Below are 11,727 nucleotides of genomic sequence, written 5' to 3'. Positions count from 1 at the left end.
GTGGGGCGCGCCCGAATTCACGCATCGGGAGAGATTCCCTCTTGGTTGGTTGGAGAAATCCTGTCAGCTAACGGAGACTCGTAGAACGATGAATCCCCCTGCCTTCAGGCGGGGGAGAACGTCAATCTGGATAACTTTTGTTCAAGTAAATTTAAGTAACGAAGGTTTGAAAAAATGTTCCTAAACTTTCTTGACCATCCTAAGATGGTAAGAAGGAGGCAGAATCTGCTTAGGGATCAAGTTTTGGGAGATGCCGCTTAGGGGGATTATGTGGGATCAAAGGCTCGAAACTTGTCACCTCACTAGGCAGTTAGAGGGCTATGAGCGATCGCACATCATCCGAGGAACGATCTGGACGAGAAGTTACCCAACCTAGTACATTATACCCATTAGATCCGCTAGGGGCATTAGTAGCCAGCCATGAAGACTGGTTAATGTCTCGTATCCTCTACTACGCCAAAGCGCAACACTACACCGCCTACACCTCCACCCTAGCAGAGGCTTGGCGGGCTTCTATTTGTGGGTTATCAGATCCCCTATTAACGGCATTGAAACAGCCTCCAGAGACGTGGGAACTGTCTCCTGAGATGGATTTTACTCAAGATGCGATCGCCGCTTTTGGTATTCTCGAAGCCAAACGACACCGCACAAGGGGAATTACACTCCCTCTATTTTTGAGCTTAATGAAATACTATCGTCAAGCCTATCTGGATTTGTTGCACCTTGGCGACTTTTCTCCACAACAGTCCGAATATTATACCCACATTCTCCATCGTTTTTTTGACCGCATTGAATTGGGGTTTTGTCAAGAGTGGAGTAATCATTCAGAAAATGAGCAACTTGGAGAATTACAGACAAAAAATCGCAGTTTAACCAATGAAAAAAACAAATATTTGACCATTTTTGAAAGCTTAAACGAAGCCGTTTTTTTCTTAGATGAGCAGCATAATTTAGTCAACATCAACGAGATTGCCGCCCAAACCTTTACCTCCCTTAAAGGCTCAGGGAAATTATATTACGCTGGGCAGTCCTTAACCTTAAAACTTCCTTGGTTATCTCGCTATATAAAAACATTTGATCCCAGTCGAGAAAACTCCGAAATTGAAAAATATTTGCCCACAAACCAGGGAAGACGGTGGTTTGAAATTAAAGCAAAACCTATGCTTGATGTGAGTGAAAAATTCACCGGATTTGTCGTCATTTGTGCAGATATTACCCATCGAAAATTAGCAGAAGCGACCTTAAAAGAGGCGAGAAAACAAGCCGAGCAAGCCAATCAAGCTAAAAGTGTTTTTCTGGCTACCATGAGCCATGAGTTACGCACCCCTTTAAATGGCATACTTGGTTATACTCAGTTACTCAAACGTTGTCCCAATTTAACCCCAAAACAACAAGAAGAACTGAATATTATCCAACAATGTGGCTATCATTTATTAAATCTCATTAATGAAGTTTTAGACCTATCTAAAATCGAATCAGACAAGCTAGAACTCTATCCTCGTCCTGTTCATTTACCCAGCTTATTAGAAGGGCTAGTCGCCATAATTCAGCCCAAAGCTGAACAGAAAGATATTGACTTAATCCTTGATCTAGATCCTCGTTTACCGTTAGGAGTTTATGTAGATGAAAAGCGTCTGAAACAAGTTTTGATGAACTTATTAAATAATGCCATCAAGTTCACTAAAGTTGGCACAGTGACCTTATCCGTCCAACATTTACCCTATTCTCTCAAAAAACATCCCAATCTGTCTGTTTTGCATTCCATTCGCTTAACTGTCAAAGATACAGGAATCGGGATTAGTAACGCCGATATTGAGCATATTTTCCTGCCCTTTGAACAAGTGGGTGATACTTCGGCACATTATGAAGGCACAGGTTTAGGGTTAACCATTTCCCAAGAACTTGTTAAATTAATGGGGAGTCAGCTTAATGTGCGGAGTGAACAAGGTCAAGGGAGTGAATTTTGGTTTGATTTAGATTTGAGCGAAGTGGGAGTAGAAAGTATCTCAGAAATTTCAAAACCTGCCGAGCAAATTATTGGTTATACTGGGAGAAAGCAAAAAATTTTAGTAATTGATGATCGTTTAGAAAACCGTTCTTTATTGATCAGTTTATTGGAGAATTTAGACTTTATTGTATATTCTGCAACCAATGGTCAAGAAGGGTTAGAGCAAGCGATTAATAACCTTCCTGATTTAGTGATTACAGACATTAAAATGCCTGTAATGGATGGATTCTCTTTGACCCGGAATTTACGCAACTTACCCCAATTTAAATCCTTACCCATCCTCGCTATCTCCGCCAGCTTTTCCGATTTAGAAAAGTTTGAGCGTTCTGATTTCGGTTATAATGAGTTTATAGGGAAACCCATTGATCTACCAGAATTTTTTGCCAAACTGCAAAAACTTTTGCATATTTCTTGGTTAACCGCTAGACCTCCAGATTCTGACCCATCTGGTGTGGAGGATAGTGCGTTATGTGAGAGTGCATCTCATTCAACTTGGAAATTGCCTCCTCCCGAAGAGCTATTAGGGATTAAACAGGCTCTGGAGATAGGGGATTTTAAGACAATTTTTCAAGAAATTGACCGTTTAAAGAAACTGGATCATCTGTACTTAAAATTTGCAAATCGCCTTTGGGATTTAGGTCAGGAGTTCGCCGATCAGGAAATTTTTGACCTGATTGAATTAGCCGAGCAAACAGATTAATAACAAGATGATTCGGAAACGAACTAAACGAAAGAATATCCCTAAACCACCAACTTCGTCAATACTTTTGCAAGTTAAATTTTGCAATTTAATCAGTTAACTTTGATTTTTGTGTTTTGCCCTTTGGATATAACTCTAGGCTTAGATTATGAAAAGCGATGAATATGGCTACTTTCTCCGGCATCAACATTTTTATTATAGATGATCAACCTGCGAATCTTCAGGTGTTATCTGCTGTGTTGCAAAATTCGGGGTTTCAGGTGTTTGTAGCGCGGGATGCCAGAACGGGAATTAATAAAATAAAAAAAGTGAAGCCGGACTTAATTCTGCTGGATATTTTGATGCCAGAAATAGATGGTTTTGAGGCTTGTCGGGAGTTAAAATCTAACCCGGAAACTCAAGAAATTCCGGTAATTTTTATGACAGCTTTAGCTGAAAGTGTTGACAAGGTAAAAGGTCTAAAATTAGGCGCAGTTGATTATATCACGAAACCTTTTCAACATGATGAAATTTTGGCGCGAATTAACAATCATTTAAAGGTTTATCACCTAACGCAACAACTGAAAGAACAGAATCGGGCATTACAAGCAGAAATTGCCAAAAACCGGGTACAAAATTCTACAATTGCGGCTTCAATTAATGCTATTGCTTTAGCGGATTTGCAAGGTCGTTTAACCTATGTTAATAGTGCTTTTCTGAAGATGTGGGGCTATGAGAAAGCCAGTGAGGTTTTAGGTCAGGCAGTTGATTCATTCTGGCAGGATTCCCAAGTGGCTCAAAGGGTGATAATGGCGTTAATATGTCACCGTACTTGGTCCGGTGAACTCACGGGGAAAAAACACAATCATCAGTTGTTTAATGTTCAAGTCGTAGCTAATTTAATCACAGATACAGAAGATCAGCCCCTGTGCTTTATGGCGGCTTTTTTAGATATTACTCCCTACCAAAAGGCTGAAAGTGCCTTACAGGAGACGGAAGAATGTTTACAGCGTATTATTTCTACCGTTGCTAATGGGATTATTATTGTTAATAAAGAGGGCAAAGTGTTGTTTGTCAATCCGGCTGCCGAACAACTATTAGGTCGCTCCTCCGAGAAGCTATTAGACACGATTTGGGGGGTTCCCATGGTGGCGGGAAATTCTACAGAAATCGCGTTATATCGACCAGATAATACCCTAGCGATTGTGGATATGCGGGTGGTCGAGTTACCTTGGGATGAGGAAACGGCCTATTTAGCCTCCCTCACTGATATTACAGCCCGGAAACAAACGGAAGAACGCCTAAAAATCCTTTCTCAAGCTTGTGAACAAAGTCCAGCTTCGATTGTGATTACCAATGCCGAGGGAGATATTGAGTATGTTAATCCGAAATTTGAGCGAGTTACGGGGTATAAAGCCGAAGAAGTGATGGGCAAAAACCCGCGTATTCTCAAATCTGGGTTTACCAGTGAGGAAGAATATCGAATGCTGTGGGAGACGATTAGTGAAGGGTTAGAATGGCACGGGGAGTTCCAGAATAAACGGAAAGATGGTCAATTGTTTTGGGAAAAAGCCTCTATTTCGGCGATTCGGGATGAAAACGATGTAATTACCCATTTTGTGGCGGTAAAAGAAGATATTACGGCCCAAAAAGAAACGGCGGCTATTCTTTTCCATCAGGCTAAATACGACGCGCTAACGGACTTACCCAATCGGTTTTTAGCTCATGATCGGATGCACCAGGCGATCGCCCAAGCGGAACGCAAGAATAAACGAGTGGCGGTGATGTTTGTGGACTTAGACCACTTTAAAAACATTAACGACACCTTGGGTCATGCGATGGGGGATCATTTGCTGATGTTAGCCGCCCAACGGTTGTTAGATGCCCTGCGCAGTGGGGACACCGTGGCGCGATTGGGGGGGGATGAATTCCTGATTATTTTGCCGGAGATTGAACAACCCTTTGCTTGTAAGGCGATCGCACAAAAAATTCTCGACATCCTCAATCAGCCCTTTGATCTAGGGGGAGAGGAAGTCTGTCTATCCGGCAGTATCGGCATCGCCATTTATCCCGACGATGCCTTAGATATTAGCGGCTTAATGAGTCACGCCGATGCGGCCATGTACTGCGCCAAACAGGCCGGGCGAAATCTGTTCAAATTCTTTACCAACAGCATGAACGAAGCCGCCCAACGGCGCATCCGTCTGGAAAATCATCTCCGTCATGCCTTAGCCAACCAAGAACTTTCCGTATACTATCAACCCTTTATTCATCTCGCCTCCGGTGTTGTAGTTGGGGCAGAAGCCCTCATGCGTTGGAATAGCCCAGAATTGGGCATGGTACGCCCCGATCACTTTATCCCCGTCGCCGAAGAAAGCGGCCTGATTAATCCCCTTGGGGAGTGGATCACCACCCAGGCCTGTCACGCCGCCATGACTTGGCGAGAAATCACCGGATATGAACTGTGGGTAGCCGTGAATATGTCCCCGCGCCAATTTCGAGATCACGGCCTCGTTGATACCATTGGGAACGCCTTAAGTGACAGTGGCCTACCCGGTCATTGTTTAGAGTTAGAAATTACAGAACGCTTGCTCATGGAAGATGTACCCGGGGCTAGTGAAATGATCCAAGAATTGACCCGTCTGGAGTTACGCCTTTCCATCGATGACTTCGGCACAGGGTATTCCTCCCTGAGTTATCTGAAACGCTTCCCCTTTTCGGTCTTGAAAATTGATAAGTCTTTCATCACAGATATTCCCCATGATCCCGAAGCCGTGTCTCTGGTGAGAACCATTATTGCGATGGCCCACGGTTTACATTTGCGCGTCATTGCCGAAGGGGTGGAAACCCTGCAACAGCTAGAGTTTTTATATCAAGAAGGCTGCGATTATGCCCAGGGCTATTGGTTTAGTCCTCCTCTGGCGGGGGATCGCTTCCAATGGTACTTAACCGAACAAATGTTTCACCAAACGGATCCTCTAAAGACCCTGCAATCCCACAATTTAGAGCATTTAATGGCGATTTCTCCCTCCATTCAGGTTAGGAATCGGGAATAGGGACTTGAGAGTTGATAATCAATTATTAATAATTGATTACTGTCCTGACCTTTCCCGTTTTGCCTTGTTGTATGGAGTGTGACGGTTGTTGAAAAAACAAGCATGAGTAACCTGTGTTTTTTGGCGTTTAGTTTACTGCCCATTTCTCTCCCCCCGCCTCCGGTATCCTTGGCAGGATGGGGGGTATTGGGACAGCATTTTCAAGGAGAAAAGCCCTCCCTCGGGGAAAACGCGGCCTTAGCTGCCTCCACCCCTACACCAGAGCCTATGACCCCGGAAATGACCCCAGAAGCCCCGCTCAATCCTGTTTTTGCCGCTCCTACCCCCACCTCTGGCCCCCAACTCTATCACCAACGTCTCAGGGCCTTACAAGGGGGAGAATTACACAGTCGCTTACACCCCAGTAGTTTTTACCCCGCTTGGGAAAAAGTCGTGCAACACCCGACTCATCTACAGTGGCAAAATTTGTTAGCCGAAGAAGCTAAAGCCATTGCCCGAGGTCAAGGCCAGAATCGTCTAAATATTATGCTGGGGGACTCTCTCACCCTCTGGTTTCCCACAACAGCGTTATCTAGAAACGCTTTTTGGCTCAATCAAGGGATTTCTGGGGAGAATACGGGGCAAATCCTCCAACGTCTTGGGGCGCTCGATGAAACCCGGCCGAGTACCATCTACATCATGGCCGGGGTGAATGATTTGCGACAGGGGGCCAGTGATCAGACCATTCTCCGCCATACCCGCCAAATTCTCCAGAGTCTCAAAACCCGCCATCCCCAAGCGGAGATTATTATTCAGTCCATCTTGCCCACTCGTTTAGCCGCGATTCCCCCGGAACGTATTGAGCGGTTAAATCAGGCGATCGCGCAAATTGCCCAAAGCGAAGGCGCGAGTTATTTAAATCTAGCCCCTCTCTTTCAGGATGAAACCGGACAACTACAACGGGAATTAACCACCGATGGTCTACACCTCAGCCCCCAAGGATATCAAGTCTGGAAAGATGTTCTAACCCAACGGTTTCGGCAAGATTCTGAAGAATCTCCTGAAATCCTTGAAGTTATGGTACAAAACTGAGACTTTGAGCAAGTGCTTTGCTAAGATGAGGGCATGGGGTAAATCTTGGTAATATCGCTCTGTGGAGATAAGGTCATGACAACGACAATCACGGTTCCGAAGAGCAAACTAGCATCCGTTGATGCGGCAGATGTAGCAAAACTGGCTGAACGTTTAGAACAAGATGACTATACTAATCCTTTTGAGGCGTTAGAAGACTGGCATCTGTTGCGGGCGATCGCCTTTCATAATAGCGAGTTGGTAGAACCCTATCTTTACTTGCTGGATATTGAAGCCTACGATGAAGCATAGGTTTAGCGTCTTCGCACATCATGTTTCAAGGTAGACGGATTTTGTTAGGTATAGGCGGTGGTATCGCCGCCTATAAACTTTGTGAGGTGATTTCCACCCTCGGAAAAGCCAAGGCCGAGGTTAAAGTGGTCATGACCCAACAAGGGACCCAGTTTATTACACCCCTCACCCTAGCGACTTTAAGCCGCCATCGGGTCTATACCGATCAAGATTTTTGGCAAGCAGATCATCATCGCCCTCTACATATTGAGTTAGGCGAATGGGCCGAAGTGTTGGCCATTGCTCCCCTCACCGCCAACACCCTCGGCAAATTAGCCCACGGATTAGCCGACAACCTCCTCACCAACACCGTTTTAGCCTCTGCCTGCCCCGTCCTACTCGCCCCCGCCATGAATACGGAAATGTGGCAACAAGTCCCGGTACAACGGAACTGGCAAACCATTCAACGCATCCCCCGTTACCATAGCCTAGCCCCCGGTGAAGGAATTTTAGCTTGCGATCGCCAAGGCACCGGTCGCATGGCCGAACCCGCCGAAATCCTCACAGCCCTAGAATCCTTGCTCTGGACCCAAGGCAAACAGGATCTCGCCGGAAAATGCCTCCTGATCACCGCCGGAGGCACCCGAGAATACCTAGATCCCGTCCGTTTTCTCGGCAATCCCTCCACCGGGAAAATGGGCGTAGCCCTCGCCCAAGCGGCCCTAATGCGCGGGGCCACCGTCACCCTGATTCATGCCCCCCTCATTCCCCCAGTCCCTCTCCACCGGGATATTAAGACCTTTCCCATAGAAACCGCCCGGGAGATGCAACAAGCCCTATTACAGGAGTTTCCCCAAGCCGATTGGCTGCTCATGGCGGCCGCTGTCGGAGATATGAAACCCCAAAAATATTCCCCCGTCAAACTGCCGAAAGCGGAACTCCCGGCTCAATTACCCCTCACCTTTGTTCCTGATTTATTAATGGAGTTAGAAAGTCGGAAACAACCCCATCAAAAATTAATCGGTTTTGCGGCTCAAACGGGGAATATTGTTCAACCCGCTTGGGAAAAGTTAAAGCGTAAAAATCTAGATGCTATTGTGGCCAATCCTGTTGATCAAACGGGGGTAGGCTTTGGAACCGATCAAAATCAAGCCGTGTTTTTAGGAAAAACGGGCGAGAAACAGGAAGTCGGACGTTGTTCTAAGCTGGAATTAGCCCATCGTTTGTTCGACTTTTTATTAGAAAACTTATCTTAACTGTCGAGTGAAGACCCCCAAACCCCACACCCCCCACTCGTTTGAGGTTTGTCGGATAGGTCAGAACAATAATTGAGATTGAACGGGAATTCCTGTAATCCTGACTCGCAAGCCCTAATCAGTTATCAATACTCCATTCCCCCACATCCCCCCCTTGGATTGAGAAAGAATTATTAAGGCTTTATTAATAATTCTTTAGGGTTGGATCCCAGTGATCCCCATCACCTATTACGATAGTTTAAACTCACTTCCCCTGTCCCCTTTTTGCGTCATAGTAGAGAGGAATAATAAATATTTCCTTAATATTTCCTTTTCAGTAAGGAGTGCTATGACTGTTAACATCCGCGAACGAACTGCACAAATTCTTTCCTCTCGCACCATTTCCCGCTTTGATCAACAACTCATGTCTGCCATGTTGGGTCAACGGGATCTCAACGACCAAGACCGCACCTTAATTGAACGAGTGTTTTATGGGGTTCGTCATGGTTTACTGAAAACTGTCGATTAAAAGAAGTCGATTAAAACAATCGGATTAACCGGATGAAGGGTGTTCTACAGAACGAAAGTAGCGTTCAATTAATAGAATCGCCACAATATCATCAATGGGACGAGGAGGTACGCGCATCCCTTGGGGAATAAGTCGAGTCAAACCTTGAGGGGGATACATTTCCCAATAGCGATCGCGTGCCTCTAAGGAACTATTGCGCTCATCTACTAAGACAATGGGTAAAGGGGGAGAGAGTGCCTCTATTAACTGTTGTTTCCAGATTTTAGCCGTGGTTTGATTCCCCATAATGATCTGGGTAATAGGGTATTTTCGGCGATACTGTTCAATCTGTGCGATCGCCTCCCCAGAAGGAATCACCCCATGATCATACACAGTCCCCTGTTCATCCATCACTGCAAGACCACATTTATCCCGTCCGGGGTCAAATCCTAAGAGATAGTTTTGGCAATCATTCATGGGGCTTAAATTCATTTTAACGGCTTTGGAGAAAATCAACAAAACTCCCCGGGAATAAATCAATACCCAAGGCAGATTTAAACAAATACAGGGCGAGCAAGAGAAAGAACGTCACCAATACATTTAAGCTAATTAAGAGAAAAATAGCCGCCATAGTATTGCCAATTTTGGTAGCAGAAGAAATCGGATAGGATCGCTTATTTTTACGATGTTCCGAGCCGACTAATAGTACCACATATAGCAATCACGTCGGATTGCTATATATTGTTCCCTGTTCCCTTGGCTTTCCCTTGTGGATTACAAAACTCAAATGGAAACGCCATAAGATTCAGCAGACCCTACACTACTGATCTGCCTTAGCGCAATTGAGCATCCGTAGCGTAGCTGTAGCAGCATAATTACGCAGAGAAGCCGTATTGGGCGCAAAACTGGTTCCCCGCTCATTCAAGGGAGACGCCACCCCACAGTAGCCCGACATCTCACGAATCACCGCATTTCCCCAGTGACCACTGGTGTCAGTGAAATTAAAGGGCGTTTGTTTCTGAATTAACTGGGCGCTCATACCCCGTTGGGTTCTGCTATACTGGGCTGCCTTCTGCATGATAGCCATGAGTTCCGCCCGTGTCACCGCTTGGGCAGGGCGAAACTGACCATCTGGATAGCCCGTCACAATCCCCGTATTGCGCGCCCACTGAATCTTACCTGCACTCCACCGAGAGGTTGCCACATCGGGGAAGGGAGCCGAGGCCAGATTACTCGGTTCCGTCGCACTGACACCCGGAATGGTTCTCAAGGCCTCAAACACCATCGAAACCACTTGTTCCCGGGTTAAAGAAGCCAGAGGGCGGAAGGTATTATCTTCCGGAAAACCTGCAATAAAGCCCACTCTTACCGCTTCCTCAATTTGAGTGCGGTAGATATCCCCGGCAATGTCCCGGAACGTGGCTGGAGTGGTAGGAGGGGTTGTGGGGGGTGTTGTGGGGGGCGTTGTGGGAGGTGTAGGAGTTCCACCAACCGGAGTCCCTTCATAGGTGAAATAAACATGACCTAATGTGCGGTCTTGATAGGTGCGTTTTGTGAAGCGCCAACCGGGAGTTAGAACTAAACGACTATAGCCCCCGGGGTTTAAGCCATTGGTGCGAGCGAGAACCAACTCCTGTAAACCGGGACGGCTTCCCGTGCGCGGGGTGGCGACTAATAACAGTTCCCCGCTCCGTTGAACTACCCGCAAGAGGTAGTCTAAGCCGTAATCCTCATTATTGATGCGCACGGAGTAGCCGTTACTATCGGAAAAACGCCCACAATGTCCACTAAAGTCAAAGGTTGTCCAGAGGGGGTTAATCACAATGGGAGCGCTGCCCGACTCAGCCCAACACTGGTTTCTCCCGGGCAGTTGTTCAATAATCATTAGGTTAAACTGATTACTGCCAAAGGGGGTCGCTACTGCCGCAAAAGCCCCTTGATCTACTTCCTGTTGACCAAAGAGGGAGGCCTTGGCGGGACTCATCCAGAGGGTGGTGGAAAGGGCGGCTGTGGCTAGGGCGGCTAGTTTCAGTGGTAGTGCCAATTTCATGCTCTCATACTCCTTAATTTCCTGATTATCTGAGATACCAAAACCCATAGGGAACTGTGACCATAGCCTTGTCAAGCGTGGCTATGGCACGGTGGCTTACTGGGGGATGGTGGAATCCTTGTTACATTGTCTCAAGCTCTTGCGCTTTTTGAAGGAAAAAGGGGGGAAAGTGTTCCCTTGGGGCGAGTATCTCTTAGGGGGAGAAGGTTTAGGGGGCAGTGGTGGGCGATCGCTCTTTTCTGGCTAAAATAGGGGCAGAAGTGGCAAAACGAGCATGATAGATTCAGCGTTGGCTTGTCAGTTGGGGACGGCAGCGAGTGCGATCGCCAACACCCGCGCCCTAAAGTCCTAAAAGGGTTTTGATAGAATTCAATGCAGAGCTAAACAGGAGTTTTACCGATGAACCTTACCCTTGATCGACTCTCCTCTAATCCTGTGGTTTCTTGGGAAGCGTTTCGCGTGAACTATGGAGAAGATAACCGTTATGAGTTAATCGATGGGGAGGTGTTTGCCTTGGAGCCAACGGGTCAGCATGAACAGGTAGCCGCATTGATCACCGCGAAAATCTGTGTCCAAATTGAGCAATTGGGTTTGCCTTGGTTTGTGTTACAGCGGGGAATTTTACGGCCGATGGAGCAGGGAATGACCGCGTTTCGGCCAGATGTGGCGGTGGTGGATCGGCGGGAGTTAGCGAAAGAGCCATTTTGGGCAGTTCAATCGCTGTTGACCGAAAATAATGGGATACAAGCCCCGTCCTTCAGGACGGCTTTTTATTACCCATTTTTCAATTCCATGTTATTATAATATTTGATATCCATTAACTCAGTATCATCCGTGTTTGTCTACGAGT

At 46.4% G+C, this 11,727-nt stretch carries 10 protein-coding genes and 2 pseudogenes; 9 read left to right on the top strand and 3 right to left on the bottom strand.

The genetic code is table 11. The annotated features are described in order from the left end of the window. From K4A83_RS23595 to K4A83_RS19595, 7 genes and pseudogenes are all read left to right on the top strand, one after another. Positions 1-84 (top strand): annotated as a pseudogene (locus K4A83_RS23595) (RNA-guided endonuclease TnpB family protein); the annotation flags it as partial. A 236-nt stretch (positions 85-320) separates the two neighbouring features. Further along, the gene (locus tag K4A83_RS19620; protein WP_265266374.1) at positions 321-2,708 is read left to right on the top strand and encodes a PAS domain-containing hybrid sensor histidine kinase/response regulator; all 2,388 of its coding nucleotides are present in this window, start codon (positions 321-323) and stop codon (positions 2,706-2,708) included. A 164-nt stretch (positions 2,709-2,872) separates the two neighbouring features. Further along, positions 2,873-5,743: an EAL domain-containing protein gene (locus tag K4A83_RS19615; protein WP_265266373.1), complete on the top strand. Its 2,871-nt coding sequence runs from the start codon at positions 2,873-2,875 to the stop codon at positions 5,741-5,743. A 102-nt stretch (positions 5,744-5,845) separates the two neighbouring features. After that, the gene (locus tag K4A83_RS19610) at positions 5,846-6,814 is read left to right on the top strand and encodes a GDSL-type esterase/lipase family protein (protein WP_265266372.1); all 969 of its coding nucleotides are present in this window, start codon (positions 5,846-5,848) and stop codon (positions 6,812-6,814) included. Positions 6,815-6,889: 75 nt separating this feature from the next. Beyond that, on the top strand, positions 6,890-7,105 hold the full coding sequence (isiD, locus tag K4A83_RS19605; RefSeq protein WP_017306269.1) for a protein IsiD: 216 nt from the start codon (positions 6,890-6,892) through the stop codon (positions 7,103-7,105). 20 nt (positions 7,106-7,125) lie between these two features. Further along, the gene (gene coaBC / locus K4A83_RS19600; RefSeq protein ID WP_265266371.1) at positions 7,126-8,340 is read left to right on the top strand and encodes a bifunctional phosphopantothenoylcysteine decarboxylase/phosphopantothenate--cysteine ligase CoaBC; all 1,215 of its coding nucleotides are present in this window, start codon (positions 7,126-7,128) and stop codon (positions 8,338-8,340) included. A 328-nt stretch (positions 8,341-8,668) separates the two neighbouring features. Further along, positions 8,669-8,848, top strand: coding sequence for a hypothetical protein (locus K4A83_RS19595; RefSeq protein WP_017306271.1), 180 nt, complete (start codon positions 8,669-8,671; stop codon positions 8,846-8,848). Positions 8,849-8,872: 24 nt separating this feature from the next. On the opposite strand, the gene K4A83_RS19590 is transcribed toward K4A83_RS19595, so the two are convergent. The 3 genes from K4A83_RS19590 to K4A83_RS19580 all read right to left on the bottom strand — a co-directional run bounded on the left by K4A83_RS19590 (position 8,873) and on the right by K4A83_RS19580 (position 10,877). Further along, complete coding sequence (locus K4A83_RS19590) at positions 8,873-9,319, bottom strand: pre-16S rRNA-processing nuclease YqgF (RefSeq protein WP_407810189.1); 447 nt, start codon at positions 9,317-9,319, stop codon at positions 8,873-8,875. Position 9,320: 1 nt separating this feature from the next. Further along, positions 9,321-9,539 (bottom strand): hypothetical protein, encoded by a 219-nt coding sequence (locus K4A83_RS19585; protein WP_265266369.1) that lies wholly within the window; start codon positions 9,537-9,539, stop codon positions 9,321-9,323. Positions 9,540-9,647: 108 nt separating this feature from the next. Beyond that, positions 9,648-10,877, bottom strand: a complete 1,230-nt coding sequence (locus K4A83_RS19580; protein ID WP_265266368.1) for a DUF3747 domain-containing protein — start codon at positions 10,875-10,877, stop codon at positions 9,648-9,650. Between the two features lie 91 nt (positions 10,878-10,968). Here K4A83_RS19580 and K4A83_RS19575 point away from each other — a divergent pair, with 91 nt between their 5' ends. After that, positions 10,969-11,124: a hypothetical protein gene (locus tag K4A83_RS19575; protein WP_265266367.1), complete on the top strand. Its 156-nt coding sequence runs from the start codon at positions 10,969-10,971 to the stop codon at positions 11,122-11,124. Between the two features lie 152 nt (positions 11,125-11,276). Beyond that, positions 11,277-11,624: pseudogene (locus K4A83_RS19570) on the top strand (Uma2 family endonuclease); the annotation flags it as partial. Positions 11,625-11,727: the final 103 nt, after the last annotated feature.

The organism is Spirulina subsalsa FACHB-351 (genome assembly GCF_026130165.1).
Classification (GTDB): domain Bacteria; phylum Cyanobacteriota; class Cyanobacteriia; order Cyanobacteriales; family Spirulinaceae; genus Spirulina_A; species Spirulina_A subsalsa_A.
Note: the sequence above shows the minus strand (reverse complement) of the source record. Positions and strands in the feature narration are given on the sequence as shown.